This window comes from Microvirga zambiensis WSM3693, from assembly GCF_016735695.1.
In the GTDB taxonomy this organism is placed as follows: Bacteria; Pseudomonadota; Alphaproteobacteria; order Rhizobiales; family Beijerinckiaceae; genus Microvirga; species Microvirga zambiensis.
The window spans coordinates 1-16,824 of record NZ_JAERQD010000088.1 but is presented as its reverse complement, the minus strand read 5'-3'; the positions used below and the strand labels follow the sequence as shown (position 1 = coordinate 16,824).

At 63.8% G+C, this 16,824-nt stretch carries 13 protein-coding genes and 1 pseudogene; 3 read left to right on the top strand and 11 right to left on the bottom strand.

Annotated elements, in window-relative coordinates; genetic code table 11:
* Window positions 1-24: 24 nt before the first annotated feature.
* The 3 genes from JKL46_RS31295 (at window position 25) to JKL46_RS31285 (ending at window position 3,665) form a co-directional block, all read left to right on the top strand.
* Entirely contained in the window at window positions 25-822 is a 798-nt protein-coding gene (locus tag JKL46_RS31295; RefSeq protein ID WP_201841992.1) for an IclR family transcriptional regulator, read from the top strand.
* 25 nt (window positions 823-847) lie between these two features.
* A complete protein-coding gene (locus JKL46_RS31290; protein WP_201841990.1) occupies window positions 848-2,470 on the top strand; it encodes an acyl-CoA synthetase in 1,623 nt (540 codons plus the stop codon).
* A gap of 157 nt (window positions 2,471-2,627) precedes the next feature.
* Window positions 2,628-3,665, top strand: coding sequence for an NAD(P)-dependent alcohol dehydrogenase (locus tag JKL46_RS31285; protein WP_201841988.1), 1,038 nt, complete (start codon window positions 2,628-2,630; stop codon window positions 3,663-3,665).
* Between the two features lie 360 nt (window positions 3,666-4,025).
* Here the strand turns inward: JKL46_RS31285 and JKL46_RS31280 are convergent, their stop codons facing one another.
* From JKL46_RS31280 to JKL46_RS31230, 11 genes and pseudogenes are all read right to left on the bottom strand, one after another.
* Window positions 4,026-5,510 carry a mannitol dehydrogenase family protein gene (locus JKL46_RS31280; RefSeq protein WP_201841986.1) on the bottom strand — a complete coding sequence of 495 codons (1,485 nt, stop codon included), beginning with the start codon at window positions 5,508-5,510 and terminating at the stop codon, window positions 4,026-4,028.
* 6 nt (window positions 5,511-5,516) lie between these two features.
* Window positions 5,517-7,187, bottom strand: coding sequence for a GMC family oxidoreductase (locus JKL46_RS31275; protein WP_201841984.1), 1,671 nt, complete (start codon window positions 7,185-7,187; stop codon window positions 5,517-5,519).
* 18 nt (window positions 7,188-7,205) lie between these two features.
* Window positions 7,206-8,339, bottom strand: coding sequence for an ABC transporter ATP-binding protein (locus JKL46_RS31270; protein ID WP_201841982.1), 1,134 nt, complete (start codon window positions 8,337-8,339; stop codon window positions 7,206-7,208).
* A 14-nt stretch (window positions 8,340-8,353) separates the two neighbouring features.
* Window positions 8,354-9,175 (bottom strand): carbohydrate ABC transporter permease, encoded by an 822-nt coding sequence (locus JKL46_RS31265; protein WP_147022910.1) that lies wholly within the window; start codon window positions 9,173-9,175, stop codon window positions 8,354-8,356.
* An 11-nt stretch (window positions 9,176-9,186) separates the two neighbouring features.
* The gene (locus JKL46_RS31260; protein WP_201841980.1) at window positions 9,187-10,110 is read right to left on the bottom strand and encodes a carbohydrate ABC transporter permease; all 924 of its coding nucleotides are present in this window, start codon (window positions 10,108-10,110) and stop codon (window positions 9,187-9,189) included.
* Window positions 10,111-10,181: 71 nt separating this feature from the next.
* Complete coding sequence (locus tag JKL46_RS31255; RefSeq protein ID WP_201841976.1) at window positions 10,182-11,498, bottom strand: ABC transporter substrate-binding protein; 1,317 nt, start codon at window positions 11,496-11,498, stop codon at window positions 10,182-10,184.
* 263 nt (window positions 11,499-11,761) lie between these two features.
* Window positions 11,762-13,975 carry an amylo-alpha-1,6-glucosidase gene (locus JKL46_RS31250; protein WP_201841973.1) on the bottom strand — a complete coding sequence of 738 codons (2,214 nt, stop codon included), beginning with the start codon at window positions 13,973-13,975 and terminating at the stop codon, window positions 11,762-11,764.
* 85 nt (window positions 13,976-14,060) lie between these two features.
* Complete coding sequence (locus JKL46_RS31245) at window positions 14,061-15,122, bottom strand: glycosyltransferase family 4 protein (protein ID WP_201841969.1); 1,062 nt, start codon at window positions 15,120-15,122, stop codon at window positions 14,061-14,063.
* Window positions 15,123-15,232: 110 nt separating this feature from the next.
* Complete coding sequence (locus JKL46_RS36480) at window positions 15,233-15,553, bottom strand: I78 family peptidase inhibitor (protein WP_201841967.1); 321 nt, start codon at window positions 15,551-15,553, stop codon at window positions 15,233-15,235.
* Between the two features lie 106 nt (window positions 15,554-15,659).
* Window positions 15,660-16,556, bottom strand: coding sequence for an NAD(P)-dependent oxidoreductase (locus JKL46_RS31235; RefSeq protein WP_201841964.1), 897 nt, complete (start codon window positions 16,554-16,556; stop codon window positions 15,660-15,662).
* Window positions 16,557-16,594: 38 nt separating this feature from the next.
* Window positions 16,595-16,824, bottom strand: a pseudogene (locus tag JKL46_RS31230) (tripartite tricarboxylate transporter permease); the annotation flags it as partial.

The following is a 16,824-nucleotide window of genomic DNA, read 5'->3' as shown; positions in this document are numbered from 1 at the left end:
CACAATATGGATCTCCGACGCACGATGGATGAAGCCTCCTTATCGACCGGCGATCTGTCAGGATCCCAGAGCGTCGAGCGCGCCCTGCGTCTGCTGGCGCTCGTCGGGCGCGAGGCCGAGGGCGGCGCCAAGCTGAGCGATATCGTCGAGGAGAGCGGCCTCAACAAGCCGACCGCGAGACGCCTGCTTCTCGCCCTGATGCGCGCGGGCCTCGTCGAGCAGGAGGCGCGCACGCGGCGCTATTTTCTCGGCGAGGAGGCCTATGTTCTCGGCACCCTCGCCTCGCGGCGTCACGGTCTGCTCGAGCTCTCGCTGGAGAGCCTGCGCAACCTGTCCGAAGTCACGATGGATACGAGCTTCGTCTCCGTGAAGCGCGGCAACTATGCCGTATGCCTTCATCGCGAGGAGGGCACCTATCCCGTTCGCACGCACGCGCTGCAGGCCGGCAACCAGCATCCGCTCGGAATCGGCGCCGGTTCCCTCGCCATGCTGTCCGCTCTCGGCGACGACGAAGTGGAACGCGTGCTGGCCGCGAACCGGAAGGCTCTGGAGACGCAATACGCCTATTACCCGGAGGCGCAGATCCGCGAGGATGTGGCGAAGACACGCGAGCGCGGCTACGCGCTCAATCCCGGCCGCATCGTCGCCGGCTCCTGGGGCCTTGGAATGGCGGTCCGGTTCCCGGACGGTCGGGTGGCGGGCGCACTCAGCATCGCGGCGATCGATATCCGCATGAGCGCCGAGCGCCAGCCCGAGCTCATCCGGCACATGAAGGTCGAGGTGGAGCGCATCGAAGGCAAGCTCCGCACGATGTTCCTCTAACAATCGCGATCCTGGAACGAAGCACATGAACGACAGCCTCTCCCCTATCACCGGCATCAGGCGCGAATCGAACCGGGTCATGAACCTGTCCCATTTCCTGCGTCAGGCGGCGCGCCGGCATGCGGAGGAGATCGGCTTCGTCTGGGGCGAGCGCACATGGACATGGTCGGATCTCGACCGGCGCGTCGACGCAATGGCCGCGGCGCTTGCCGCAAAGGGAATCGGCAAGGGCGACCGCGTTCTGGTGCAGTCGAAGAACTGCAACCAGATGTTCGAATCGATGTTCGCCTGCTTCCGGCTCGGCGCCGTCTGGGTGCCGACGAATTTCCGCCAGACGCCGGACGAGGTCGCCTATCTGGCGCAGGCGAGCGGCGCCTCCGGCATGATCTGCCACGGCGACTTTCCCGAGCATGCGGAAACGGTTCCGCAGGCTGCACCGGCGATCCGCTTCGTGATCTCCATCGGGCGCTCAGGCTTCGGCGAGGACTACGACGCGCTCGTCGAGTCTCACATGTCGCAGCCCGTCGCGACAGCCGGTGTGGAGCACGACGACCCGTGCTGGTTCTTCTTCACCTCCGGCACGACCGGGCGCCCGAAGGCCGCCGTGCTCACCCATGGCCAGATGGCCTTCGTGATCACGAACCATCTCTGCGACCTGATGCCCGGCACGACGCATGCGGACGCCTCCCTGGTGGTCGCGCCGCTCTCGCACGGGGCTGGCGTGCATCAGCTCGTGCAGGTGGCGCGCGCGGTAAAGACGATCCTGCTCTCAAGCGACCGCTTCGACGTCGACGAGGCCTGGACCCTGGTGGAGCGCTGGCGCGTGACCAACCTGTTCACCGTGCCGACCATCGTCAAGCTGCTGACCGAGCACCCCTCCGTCGACGCACACGACCATTCGTCCCTGCGCTACGTCATCTATGCCGGCGCACCCATGTACCGGGAGGATCAGAAGCACGCGCTCAAGAAGCTCGGAAAGGTTCTGGTGCAGTATTTCGGCCTTGGCGAGGTCACCGGCAACATCACCGTGCTGCCGCCGTCGCTGCACGACCCCGAGGACGGGCCGGACGTGAAGGTCGGAACCTGCGGCTACGAGCGGACGGGCATGCAGGTTTCGATTCAGGACGATCAGGGGCGCGAGGTGGCACCGCTTGCGACGGGCGAGATCTGCGTCTGCGGCCCCGCCGTCTTCGCCGGCTATTACGACAACCCGGAGGCCAACACGAAGGCGTTCCGCGACGGCTGGTTCCGCACCGGCGATCTCGGCCACGTGGACGCGGAAGGCTATCTCTACATCACCGGGCGCGCCTCCGATATGTACATCTCGGGCGGATCGAACATCTATCCGCGCGAGATCGAGGAGAAAATCCTCACCCATCCCGCCATCGCCGAGGTGGCGGTGCTCGGCGTGCCCGACCGGACCTGGGGCGAAGTCGGCGTTGCGGTCTGCGCACTGCGCCCCGAGACAACCCTCGATGAACGCGAGCTCCTCGCTTGGCTCGAAAGCAAGATTGCCCGCTACAAGCTGCCGAAGAAGGTGTTCTTCTGGGAGGCCCTGCCGAAATCGGCCTATGGCAAGATCACCAAGAAGACGATCCGTGAGGAACTCGACGCGAAAGGATGCCTGCCGCTCGAACGATCCACTTGAGCTTCCGCCTGCCGTCTCGCGAGTCTTTTCGTAGATCGCCTCAGCCTGGAATTTCCTTGCGGCTTCTGGATTGTCGCGATCGAGGGGCAATATTCGATTAGGCCGATGATCCTGCGGTGGCATCCCATCCACCGAGCGAAGCCAAGGAGATCGAGCCATGAAGGCGCTGGTGCTGGAGCGCAAGGACGAACTCGCCTTGAGGGACTTTGCCGTCGAGGAGAAACTCGGACCCAGGGATGTCCGGGTCGCCCTTCGCACGATCGGCGTCTGCGGCAGCGACGTGCACTATTACACGCATGGCGCCATCGGCCCGTTCGTGGTCCGGGAGCCGATGATCCTCGGCCATGAGGCCGCGGGCCAGATCGTCGAGGTCGGATCGGAGGTCACGGAGCTCAAAACCGGCGACAGGGTCTGCATGGAGCCCGGCATTCCCGATCCGGCGAGCCGGGCGACGCGGCTCGGCAAGTACAATCTCGATCCGGCCGTTCGCTTCTGGGCGACGCCGCCCGTGCACGGCGTGCTGCGGCCGAGCGTCGTCCACCCCGCCGACTTCACCTTCAAGCTGCCCGACCACGTGAGCTATGCCGAGGGCGCGATGGTGGAGCCGCTGGCGGTCGGCGTGCATGCGGCCACCAAGATCCAGGTGCAGCCGGGGGATGTCGCCGTAGTCATCGGCGCCGGTCCGATCGGCATGGTGACGATCCTGGCGGCCCTTGCCGCCGGATGCGCGCGGGTCATCGTCAGCGATGTCCACGAGCCGAAGCTGGATCTCGCGAAAAAACTCGGGCCCGTGCTCCCGGTCAATGTCAGGAGCCGGGACCTCCAGGAGGTCGTCGGCCAAGAAACAGACGGCTGGGGCGCCGACGTGCTGTTCGAATGCTCAGGCTACGGGCCCGCCATGGCCGGGATGTTCGATCTCGTCTGTCCCGGCGGCAAGGTTGCCTTGGTCGGCATTCCGCTTGCCCCCTTCGCCTATGACGTGAGCAAGGCGCAGGTGAAGGAGGTCAGGGTCGAGAATGTCTTCCGCTACGCTCATGTCTATCCGCGCGCCGTCGCGATGATCGCCTCCGGCAAGATCGACGTGAAGCCGCTGATCACCGACCGCTTCGCCTTCGCGGACAGCGTCGCAGCGTTCGACTTCGCCAAGGCCATGCCGCCGAGTTCGGTCAAGGTGCAGATCGACATGCCTGCGTGAGAGGCTGGCGCGTCAATGATTGGTGTTTCGGTATGCAGGCGCGTCTTCCCTCCCCCCTTGTGGGGAGGGATTAAGGGTGGGGGTGTGAGCGATAGTCTGTGAAAGCAGGGCGCAGGTACACCTCTCCTTGAGGGAGAGGTCGACGCGCGCAAGCGCGGCGGGTGAGGGGTTACAGGTCTATCCGGATAGCGCTCACCCCCTCACCCTCGCTGCGCTCGACCTCTCCCCACCGGGGAGAGGTGGGACAGCGCCTCACCTTTATAGGCTATCGCCCACACCCCCACCTCCAACTCCTCCCCACAAGGGGGAGGAGGGCTCATAAGCGCTGCTCTTTCTTCATGAGTCAGACTCCGAGCGCCGTCACAAACGCTCACCGTTCAGATAAAGCTGCAGCGTCGCCCGCACGCCGCGCCGCCACAGGCTGTTCAGGGCGACCTCGAAATGCGCGCGGAACGGCCGCGCATCGGCCACATCGCCGAAGATGTCGCGCAGGTCGAGGAACTTCGCCGGATCGTCCTTCGCCGCCAGCGCCAGGGGCACGAGCCGGGCCGCATTCGGATCGTCGAGCCGCACCACATCCCCGGTATCTGTGGTCGCGGCGCAATAGCGGCACCACAAAGCGGATTCGAGCGCCAGCCCAGTCACGTCGCCGCCCGCCTTCAGCCGGTCTCGTGTCGAGGGCAGAATGAATTTCGGCTGCCGGTTGGAGCCGTCCTGCGCCAGGCGCGGAATCGTGTCGCCCACATCCGGATTGGCGAAGCGCTGCGCGATGGTGCGGTAATAGGCCTGAAGATCGACGCCCGGCACCGGCGGTACATGCGGGATGATCTCCTCCGTCTCCAGCTTGTCGAGGAAGCCGCGCACCAAAGGATCGGCCATGGCATCGTGCACGAAGTGTATGCCCATCAAGGCGGCAGGATAGGCAATTGCCGCGTGCCCGCCATTGAGGATGCGCAGCTTCATCAGCTCGAAGGCCGCCACCTCCGATGTGAAGGTGACGCCGACCTCCTCCAGGGCCGGGCGCCCGGTGGGGAAGTTGTCTTCGAGCACCCATTGCCGGAACGGTTCGCAGAAGACCGGCCAGTTGTCGCGGATGCCGAAGCGCTCCTCGAGCATATTGCGCTCGCGGTCCGTGGTCGCGGGCGTGATGCGGTCTACCATGCTGTTCGGAAACGCGACCTTCTCGCGGATGAAAGCGGCGAGCGCCGGATCGGCGAGTTCGGCAAGCCCCGCCACCGCATCCATCGCCACGCGCCCGTTATGGGGGATGTTGTCGCAGGACATCACGGTGAAGGGCGCAGCGCCCCGGTCGCGGCGGCGCTTCAAGCCTGCGACCAGCGCGCCGAACACGCCCTTCGGCCTGTTGGGATGCGCGGCATCGTAGCGGATGTCCGAATGCTCGGGATTGAAGGATCCGGTTGCGGGATCGATGCAATAGCCGCCCTCGGTCACGGTCAGCGATACGATGCGCAGGGCTGCATCGTCGAGCGCGTCGACGATGGCGGATGCATCCTCGCCCACCGGGACGAAGCCGGTCATGGCCCCCGTCACCCGCGCCGAATTCGCTCCCGGCTCCAGCTCCACCACCGTGGTGAGCCAGTCCTGCGGCTCGAGGGCATTGCGCATGGCCTGATCGCCGGCGCGCACGCCCGCCCCGAGCAGCGCCCAGTCGAGATCCCTGCCCCGGTTGAACAGGTCATCGAGATAGACCGCCTGATGAGCCCGGTGGAAATTGCCGGTTCCGATATGCAGGATGCCGACGCTTAAGGAATCGCGGGCATAAGTCGGCCGTGCGATCGTGGACGGCAGAGCGGCAAGGGTTTTGAGATTGAGAGGCTGGCTCATGACACCTTAAACCTGATTGGCATGGGAGATGCGTCTGCGGGAAACAAGCTGGCCTGCATCCCTGCCGACGGCGCGACCCGTCATGATATCGACGGCCTTGTCGGCGATGGCAAGCACCGGCGCGTTGGTGTTGCCGCTGGTGATCGTCGGCATGATGGAGGCATCGACGATCCGCAGGCCCTCGATGCCGCGCACCTTGAGGTCCGGCGTGACGACGGCGTCGCGATCCGTCTCGCGACCCATCCGGCACGTGCCGACGGGATGATAGTTCGTCTTGACGGTGCGCCGGCAATGGGCGGCGAGCGCCTCGTCCGACATGACCTCCGATCCCGGAAAGATCTCCCGGTCGATCATGTCGCGGACAGGGTCCGTCCTCAGGACCTCCCGCGCATAGCGCAGCCCGGCGATGGTCAGGCGCAGATCCTCTGGATCGCCGAAGAATTGCGGGTCGACCTGCGGCGCCGCGAGCGGATCGGACGATGCGAGGCGCACCGACCCGCGTGCCTTCGGCCGCTGGAGGCAGGGGTTCAGCGTCACGCCATGGGTCGGCTCGACGCCGGAGACATCGCGGTCGAGATAGACCGTCGGCACGCAATAGAGCTGCAGATTCGGCCGCGCGCTTCCGTCGGGATCGATGAAGGCGCAGGCCTCCACGCCGGTCGTGGTGACGGCGCCCGACTTGAACAGCATGTATTGCAGGCCGTGCCCCATCATGGCGAGGCCGCGGTCCTGGCCGAAATAGCCGAAAGCACCGATCGTGCTTGCGACGATGGGCACCTCGTGATGGTCCTGCAAGTTGCGTCCCACGCCCGGCAGCTCCGCGCGGACGACGATGCCATGATGCGAGAGCTCGTCGGACGGACCGAGGCCCGACAGCATCATGAGCTTCGGCGTCATGTAGGTGCCGGCTGCGAGAACAACCTCGGAATCGGCGTGGAACGTTTCGACACCCGAGGGGCACTTCGCCTCCACGCCCGTCGCTCGCCCGTTCTCGATGCGGATGCGTGTCGCAACTGTGTCGGCGAGAACGGTCAGCTTCGGATCGGACAGGACCGGACGAAGGAAGGCGTCGACGGCGCTGCAGCGGCGGCGCGTCTCCCAATCGATGGTGTGCTGCATGAATCCGACGCCGGCCTGCCTGGCGCCGTTGAAGTCGGAATTGTAGGGAACGCCCTTCTCCTGCAGCGCCTGCACGAAGGCACGGCTCATCGCCGAATGCTGCCCGAGATGCGACACCTTCAAGGGGCCGCTCACCCCATGATAAGGCTTGCCGAGATGATCGTTGCCTTCCTGGCTGATGAAGTGCGGCAGCAGATCCTCATAGCTCCAGCCGGCACCGCCCAGCGTTTCGTCCCAGGAATCGTAATCCTCCGCCTGTCCGCGGATATAGACCATGGCGTTCACCGCACTGCCGCCGCCCAGCACCCTGGCCTGCGGCACGATGGGCGCGCGCCCCTCGAGTTGCGGCTGCGGCACCACCTTGTGCATCGTCAGGTAGGTGTCGCGGGCGAGAAACTTCATGTAGCCCGCGGGCATCGCCAGGATGCGGCTGACCTTGCGCGGCCCCGCCTCGATCAGCAGGACGCGGGCCTCATGCTCGGCGACGAGGCGGCTCGCCACGACGCAGCCGGCGCTGCCGCCGCCGACGATGATGTAATCGAAATGCTGCGAGGCCATGGCCAGCCCCCGAGTTGCTCAACTCGCCTTGCGCGTCGGCAGCCGGCGCAGGTTTGCCAGTGGATGGCGCTGGATGCGCTCGACCGCCAGACCCTCGGCGTCGAACAGATGGCAGGTCGCCGGATCGAGCTTGATGGCGATGCGCTCGTGCACGCCGGTCGGAACCTCGCCGTCGGCCTGGACGATCAGCATCGCACCGTCCGGAAGCTGCGTGTAGAGATAGGTCTCGCCGCCGAGCCGCTCGACGACCTTCACCTCGCCGGAGATTTCGCCCTCCCCGCCCAGGCGCATATGCTCCGGCCGCACGCCCAGCGTGACGGAATCGCCCACCTTGTGGCGGCCAGCACGCACGGGAACGACCAGCGTGGCGCCACTTGCCAGCTGAACATTCGTGCCCGCCTCGTCGATCGACACCACCTTGGCCGGCAGGAAATTCATCTTGGGACTGCCGATGAAGCCGGCCACGAACAGGTTGCGCGGATGATGATAGAGCTCGAGCGGCGTGCCGGCCTGCTCGATGATCCCCCCCTGCAGCACCACGATCTTGTCGGCCATGGTCATGGCCTCGACCTGATCGTGGGTCACGTAGATCATGGTCGCAGCAAGCTCGTCGTGCAGCCGGGCGAGTTCGATGCGCATTTGTACGCGCAGCGCAGCATCGAGGTTCGAGAGCGGCTCGTCGAAGAGGAAGACTTTTGGCTTGCGCACGATGGCCCGTCCGATCGCCACGCGCTGCCTCTGGCCGCCGGAGAGTTCCTTGGGCTTGCGCTCGAGCAGCGCATCGAGGTGCAGGATGCGCGCCGCCTCCGCCACCTTGGCGCGGCGCTCCTCCTTCGAGGCACCGGCGAGACGTAAGGAGAAGCCCATATTGTCCGCGACCGACATGTGCGGATAGAGGGCATAGGACTGGAACACCATCGCGAGCCCGCGCTCGGAGGGCGGAACGTCGTTCACCCGCTGCCCGTCGATCATCAGATCGCCCGAACTGATCTCCTCGAGGCCGGCGATCATCCGCAGGAGCGTGGACTTGCCACAACCTGAAGGCCCGACGAACACGCAGAACTCGCGGTCGTCGATGGAGAGATCGACGCCTTTGATCACCTGGACGGCGCCGTAATCCTTCCGGATTCCCTTGAGCGTTACCGTAGCCATTCTGTGTCTCCCGCTTACTTGACGGCGCCGAAGGTCAGGCCGCGCACGAGCTGGCGCTGGCTCATCCAGCCGAAAACGAGGATCGGCGCGATTGCGATGGTCGATGCTGCCGAGAGCTTGGCCCAGAACAGCCCTTCGGGGGCGGAGAACGACGCGATGAAGGTCGTCAGCGGCGCCGCCTGCGACGTGGTGAGGTTGAGGCTCCAGAACGCCTCGTTCCAGCACAGGATGATCGACAAAAGAGCGGTGGATGCGATGCCGGGCAGCGACAGCGGCATCAGCAGCATCCAGACTTCCTGCTTGGGCTTGGCGCCGTCCATGCGGCCCGCCTCGAGGATGTCCTTGGGCACCTCCTTGAAGAAGGTGTAGAGCATCCACACCACGATCGGCAGGTTCATGAGCGTGTAGACCACGATCAATCCCCAGCGCGTGTCGATCGCGCCGGTATCGCGGAACAGCAGGTAGATCGGGATCAGGACGCCCACCGCCGGCATCATCTTCGTCGACAGCATCCAGAGCAGCAGATCCTTGGTGCGTTTTCCGGGGAAGAAGGCCATGGCATAGGCCGCCGGCACGGCGATCAATGTTGCCAGGAACGTCGCGCCGACGGAGATGATGATGCTGTTGAGGGCGAAATGAACGTAGTCCGCGCGCTCGCGCACGGTGACGTAGTTCTCGAGCGTCGGGGTGAAGAACAGCTTGGGCGGCGTCGCGATCGCCTCGACCTCGGTCTTGAAGCTCGTCAGGACCATCCAGAAGATCGGAAAGAAGATCACGCCGGCGGCGAGCCATCCGACCAGGGTGTAGATGAGTTTATCGCGTGTCTTGGGATGCATGGCTCGGCCCCTCAGTCGGCGATGTTCTTGGCGATCGAACGGACCAGGAAGATCGCGACGATATTCGCCAGAATGACCGCGATCACGCCCGCAGCCGAGGCTCCGCCAACATCGTATTCGCGAAGCGCCCTCAGATAGATCAGGAAGGCGAGGTTAGTGGAGGCGAGCCCCGGTCCGCCGGAGGTGGTGACGTAGATTTCCGCGAAGACCGAGAGCAGGAAGATCGTCTCGATCATGATCACCACGCTGATCGCGCGGCCGAGATGCGGCAGGATGATGAAGAAGAACATCGCGAACGGCCCGGCGCCGTCCATGCGGGCCGCTTCCTTCTGCTCGCTGTCGAGGGATTGGATGGCGGTGAGCAGGATCAGCAGGGCGAAGGGCAGCCACTGCCAGGCGACGATGATGATCACCGATGTCAGCGGAAAGCTGCCGAAGAAGTCGATGGCCGGCAGCCCGAGGGAGCGCGCGAAGAATGCGAACAATCCGTTGACCGGATGCATCAGCATGTTCTTCCACACCAGCGCGCTGACGGTGGGCATGACGAAGAACGGCGCGATGGCCAGCAATCTTGCGATGCTTCGCCCATAGAATTCCTGATCGAACAGGACGGCGAGCAATGTGCCGAAACCCACCGTGATCACCAGAACCCAGAACACCAGGAACAGGGTGTTGGCCATCGCCGTCCAGAGCGACGGATCGGTCAGGAGAAACGTGTAATTCTCAAACCCGGCGAACCCGCCGACGGAAGGATCGAGCAGGTTGTAGTATTGGAACGAGAACCACAGCGTCATCGCCAGCGGCACGATCATCCACAGGAACAGGACGATCACGGAGGGAGCGATGAGCGGCAGGGTCCTCACATTGCGCTGGCTTCGCTTGCCGGCGGAAGCCGAGGCGCTGGGGAGCGTCGCAGTGGTGGTGGTGCCAGCCATGTCCTTGACTCGCTTCTGGAGTGAGCAGCCGGCAGGCGCCAGACGCGCCTGCCGGCGATATGGCCGTCAGCTCACTTCGGATATCCAGCCTGCTTCATGGTGCGCTCGGTCGAGCGCTGCGCGCTGTCGAGAGCCTGGTCCACCGTCGACTGGCCGGCGAGGGCAGCGGCAATCTGCTGCCCGACCACCGTGCCGATTCCCTGGAACTCGGGAATGGCCACGTACTGGATGCCGATATAGGGCACGGGATCCTTGGTGGGCTTGGTCAGGTCGGCATTGGCGATCGACTCGTAGACGACCTTCGCGAAGGGCGCGGCCTTCTGGTACTCTGGATTGTCATAAGTCGACTTGCGCGTCCCGGGAGGAGCGGACACCCATCCGGCCTCGGTGCCCACCAGGGTGATGTAGTCCTTCGAGGTTGCCCATTTCACGAACGACTTGGCCGCATCGGCCTTCTTGGTGGATGCCGGGATGCCCAGCGACCATGCCCAGAACCAGCCCGAACCGTTGCTCGTCACTTCCACCGGCGCCGGCGCGAAAGCCGTCTTGTCGGCAACCTGGCTTTCCTTCGGGTTGTAGATGTATCCGGCAGCCGACGTGGCATCGACCCACATGGCGCAATGCCCGGTCGCGAACAGGGCGCGGTTCTCGTTGTGCCCGTTGGCAGTGGCACCCGGAGGACCGTATTCGCGCATGTTCTTGACGTAGTAGTTGATTGCGTTCTTCCACGGTTCGGTGGTGAGCTGCGGCTCCCATTTCTCGTTGAACCAGCGCCCGCCGAAGGCATTCACCATCGGGCCGACGAACGCCATGTTCTCGCCCCAGCCGGGCTTTCCGCGCTGGCAGAAACCATATTGCTCCTTGGACTTGTCCGTGAGCTTGGCGGCATATTCGGCGATCTGATCGTAGGTCGGCTTGTCCGCCATCTTGATGCCGGCCTGATCGAACAGATCCTTCCGATAGAAGGTGAACGAGCTCTCGGCATAGAACGGCACGGCATAGAGCTTGCCATTGTAGGAAAGGCCGCTCTTCACGGACGGGATGATGTCGGCGTAGTCATAATCGGCGCCGAGATCGTCGACCGGCAAGAGCCAGCTCTGCTTGCCCCAGATCGGGGCCTCGTAGGAGCCGATCGTGATGATGTCGAACTGTCCGCCCTTGGTGGCGATGTCCGTCGTCGCGCGCTGGCGAAGGACGTTCTCTTCCAGCACGACCCAGTTCAACTTGTTGCCGGTCGCCTGTTCCCATTTCGGCGACAGCCGCTGCATGATGATCATGTCGGCATTGTTCACCGTGGCAATGGTCAAGGTTTGACCTTGAGCAAACGCAACACCTGTACTCACAACAAACGCAACGGCCGAAAGTAGAGAAACCTTCCTGAAGCGCATCGTTTCCTCCAGCACATGTGATTGGCGTTTATTTTATCGTATCTACTGTCGCGGCCACCTTTTCTCGCCGACCGTAGTCGTGCTTGTGTCCAGTCGGATTATTTACGTAAAATATTCTCCGATCCTACCATATCCTTAAGAGCTATTGCTTGAAGGCGCAGGCTCTCTAGATATCGCCGCTTCGCCTTCGGAGAACGCTTCGCCTTCGGAGAACGCTTCGCCTTCGGAGAACGCTGAGCAAGCCTCGTCCGCTCATCAGCCCCTTACCATTTCGACAGCAGGACCCGTGCATTTCCAATCCGACCCAGGACATTGAGCGTCACATCCTGATCATGCCGGTGGATTCGCAGATGGAGCTTCGATCGCCCGATGCGGAGCTTGCGAACTTCGACATCGTGCAGAAAATCGGGAAGGATCGGATCGCTCAAGCGGACGGAATTGTCGTCCCAGTCGAGATTGAGCCCCAGGCAGGCGGCGAGCGTCGCGAAAGGTGTCGCGGCCGCCCAAGCCTGCGGCGAGCAGGCGACCGGGTACGCTGTCGGGCCGCGGTGGCGCCGGCGGGTGAAGCCACAAAACAGCTCCGGAAGGCGGCGCAGTTCCTGATAGGTCGCGACTTCGAACAGGGCCTGGCAAATCTCCGCGGCCTCCTCCTTCAGCCCGTATCGCGCCATGCCCAATGCGATCATGGCATTGTCGTGGGGCCAGATCGAACCGTTGTGATAGGACATGGGGTTGTAGCGTGCCTCGCCGCGCGCGACGGTTCGTATTCCCCAGCCGCTGAAGGAATCCGGGCTCATGAGCGTCGCCGTGACCCGGCGCGCCCGCTCCGGCGCCGCTATGCCCGCGAAAAGCGCATGTCCCGCATTCGATGTCCGTACGCGGCAAGGCCGCTTGGCCCCGTCCAGCGCCAGAGCGTAAGTGCCAATATCCTCGCACCAGAAAGCCGCGTCGAAATTCTCGCGAAGAACATCGGCCTCCTTCGCCAGCCTGTCGCCGAGGTCGGGTTTTTCCAGGACATAGGCGAGCACCGCGGCCGCCTGTTTGGCCGCGAAGACATAAGCCTGGACCTCGCATAGCGCGATGGGTCCCTCCGCCCCGCATCCATCCGTATGGAAGATGGAATCGTGGCTGTCCTTCCAGCCCTGATTGGCGAGGCCCTTTTCCGTTTCGCGGTGATACTCGACGAAGCCGTCGCCATCGCGGTCGCCATACTCGTCGCACCATTGCAGGGCCGCTTCGATATTGGGCCAGATGGCTTCGATCGTTTCCCGATCGCCCGTACGCTCGAAATATTGGCCCGCCAGCATGATGAAGAGCGGCGTCGCATCGACGGTGCCATAATAGCGTTTGAAGGGAACCTCACCCAGCTGCGCCATCTCGCCGAGGCGGCGCTCGTGCAGGATCTTGCCGGGCTGCGCATCCGCAGCGGGATCGATATCGGTCGCCTGCGTTGCAGCAAGGTAGCGCAGAACGCCCTTGGCGATGTGCGGATCGGCCCACAGCATCATCATGGCCGTGATGATCCCGTCACGGCCGAAGACCGTGCTGTACCAGGGAATGCCGGCATAGGGATAAAGACCATGCTCGGTCGGCGTGACCAGCATGTACATATCGGAGGCGGAGCGGGCCAGAACCTCGTTGAACAGCTGATTGGAGGTTTCGACCTTGGCCATTTCGCGCGTCGTTGCACGCAGAGCCCGGCGGGTGTCCCGAAAACCCTTCAGAAAGTTCTGCTCCTCCGAATCGACGGTTGTCGAGGACGCTCCCTCACGGCAAGCAACGGTGATCAGGACCGATCGACGCTCGTTCGGCTCGAGCCGGATCTCGTAATATACGCGATTGGCGGTAAGCCGCGTCGGCCAGGGTTCAAAGCGCAGCTCGCTTTGCCGAGCCACGCCGTCGATCCCTTCATATCTGAACAGGACACGATCAGGCGACTGCACCTCGACGGAAGTGGTGCCACGCTGGGCCCGCTGCATTCCACGAACTTCGAACAGGTCGCGGAAATCCGCGTCGAACCGGAACTCGAGGCGAAACGTCCTCGACTGGAGGTCGTAGTTCCTGAGGCCGATCCTTTCGTAGAGCGTGCCCTGCCACAGAAACTTCGTCCGGTTGATGGCGATGATATCTCTCGGAAGAGCCGTCTCCTCTCCGGGCCTTATGTCGGGATTCGTCAGATCGACGGTCAGGGCAGCGTTGTCGTCCTGGATCGCGGACCCCAGTAGCAGGGGGCGCTTGCCGTCGATGCGCATATCGAAGCGTGACAGGTAGCGGGTATCCTGAAAGAATACGCCCTCCGGGCTGTCTGGGACCGAACCGCAATCTCCGTTCGTGTCGAGAACGGCAAAGGCATCGCCGCTTTTCAATGTCCTCAGCGCCCGCTCGACCAAAGAAGTCTGGGCTTCGATGTAGTGCTCGGACAGTGGCTCTGACGTAGGCTCCAGATGATCCGCCGGTCCCGTGGCGTATGTGCTCATGCCAATCTCCTCGCTTTCTTGACGCGCTGTCGAGATTCGAAACTGCAATGGCCGGATAGGCCAGTGGCTATCGCGTGCTCGCGGATCACTCCGCAGCGACGAGCCGCATCCGTTCGCCGATTCCTCCGGCAATCAGCTCCTCATAGGCCCTGACATAATCCTCCGCCATACGCGCAGCCGTGAAGCGACGTTCGAAGGTCTGCCTGACCTCTGCTCGGCTCAATGAACGGATCCGGCGTGCGGCTTCCACCGCCTCATCGACGCTCTCGACGATAAAGCCGCTGACACCATCCGTAATGACCTCCGGCACAGAGCCGTTGCGGAAGGCGATCACCGGCGTGCCCGCGGACATGGCCTCGATCATCACGAGACCGAAGGGCTCGGGCCAATCGATCGGGAACAGGAGCGCTAGAGCCTTTCCCAGAAAGTCGCACTTCGCGCTTTCGTCGATTTCGCCGATGAACTCGACCAGGGGATGATCGAGGAGCGGCTCAATGACCTCTTCGAAATAAGCACGATCCGCGGAATCCACCTTTGCCGCGATCTTTAACGGAATGCCGGCCCGCGTCGCGATTGCAATGGCGCGATCCGGCCGCTTCTCCGGCGAGATGCGGCCGAGGAAGGCCAGATAGTCTCCGCCCTTATCCTCGAAGGGGCAGATTGATGACGGCAATCCATGATGAACTGTTGCAAGCCAGTTCGCATGGGGCGGCATGGGCGCTCGCTGGCTGTCTGAGATGGAAACCAGCGGCATTTCGTTGAAGATGCGAAAGACCGGCATGAAGTCGGGCAGATCCAACCGGCCGTGAAGTGTCGTGAGGCATTTATGCGCAAGATCCTGGAACAGGACATGCTGCAGGAGATCGACATGGAAATGGATGACGTCGAACTGGTCGGCGCGCGACCGCACCTCGTTGAGCATCACGAGGTGGCTGGCAATGTGATCGCGAATTCCCGCCAGTCGCAGTCCCTGCGGTACGCAGGGGACAAGCTTTGCCGTTGTCTCGGAATCGCCGCTCGCAAACAAAGTTACATCATGCCCCTGGCGCACGAGTTCCTCGGTCAGCCAAGAGACCACCCTTTCGGTGCCCCCATAGAGTTTCGGTGGAACGGCCTCAGCCAGGGGGGCAACCTGCGCAATCCGCATCGGTTCTTCTCCATTGCCGCAGGTCGCATTCCCTGCCGGCGTCAACCGATGACAGCCACGTCAGTTCCTGAGCTGCGACAGCTTAGGCAGGCGGCTTCCCTCCATTCACATCAACCGCAGCGGAGGCTTGTCACGATACCGGCGCGGTCGACCTTGATGTTCAGACGGTCGGGGCTCAATTCCATCGTGTAGGCACCTCCGGGCTCGATCTTGCGAACCTCGCGAGCCTCAGCCGCTTGTCGGGCCTTGTCGGCCAATTTCAGGGAATAGGGCTGCCCGACGACGGACTGAGCCTGGCCGGCGGCACAGCGCGCCTGCGCCAGGGGGGCCGCCGGCTGCGCGTATCCGGGCCGGGGAGCGACGGCCAACAAAATGAGGGTGAGAAAGCTGGACAATTGGCCGATGAGGACGAGGGCGTAACGGGCCTGCACGACGCGCTCCTGATCTGGTTCCAACGAGGCTATGCGCCAGATCGGAATCCGTTCCCTTCCGCCGGTTGGCCGATCGGCGATCGGAGCGGTTCAGGATGTTGGGCGATCAACCCTCGGCCACGGCCCCGTTTCTGCGCTCGAGCTCGACGAGCAGGCCGCTGTGATCTAGATCGCCGGCATTGGCGATGAGGCCGCGGAACAGATCGGCGGTCAGCGCCGTATAAGGCAGCGAATCCATGTCGATCCGATCTGCCGCATCGAGGGCGTTGTCGAGATCCTTGAGGTGGGTGACCGAGCGGCCCTTCGTGACGAAGTCGCGCTCGACCATGCGCTGCCCGTGAAGCTCGAGGATCCGGCTTTCGGCAAAGCCGCCGCGCAGCGCCTCCCGCACCTTGGCCGGATCGGCCCCACCGCGCTGCGCCAGCAAAAGCGCCTCGGCGACGGCGCCGATGGTCACGCCGACGATGATCTGGTTGGCAAGCTTCGCCAGCTGGCCGGCGCCGTGCGGCCCCACATGGACGGGACGCCCCATGACCATCAGGATCGCTTCGACCTTGGCGAAGGTCTCGGCCTCTCCGCCGGCCATGATGGCTAGCGTCCCCTGCTCCGCGCCGAGCGTTCCGCCGGACACGGGAGCGTCGATGTGATGGACGCCGCGCTCCGCGAGATGCCGGGCGTGATCCTGCGCCTCGGCGGGCTTGATGGAGCTCATGTCGACGACGATGGCGCCCGGCTTCAGGGCCTGCACCGCTCGTTGAGCGAACAGCACGTCGGTGACGATGGCGCCGTTCTCCAGCATGAGGATAACGACGTCGGCACCGGCGACGGCTTGCGATGGCGTATCGACCACGCGGGCCCCGAGGGGAGCGAGCGCCTCGGCTTTATCCCGAGACCGGTTCCATACGGTCAGGCGATGGCCGGCATCGAGCAGCCGCCTCGCCTGGCGCGAGCCCATGAGTCCGATGCCCAGGAACGCAACCGTGCTGATACCGGATGCCGTCATCGCAAGCTCCTTCAAACCGATCGTGTAATGCCGGGCTCTCACGCCACTGCTGACGAAGCCTTCGGCCGCATACGTCCGACGAGCGTGCTCAGGACGGGCCCGAGGGCAAGCGCAAGACCAATGAGCATAAGCGTTGCGACGAGACCGTTCGACCAGAAGATCGAGAGCGAGCCACGCGACATGATCATGGATTGGCGGAAGGCATCCTCCGCCTTGTCGCCGAGCACCATCGCCAGCACGAGCGGCGCGATCGGGTAATCGAGCTTCT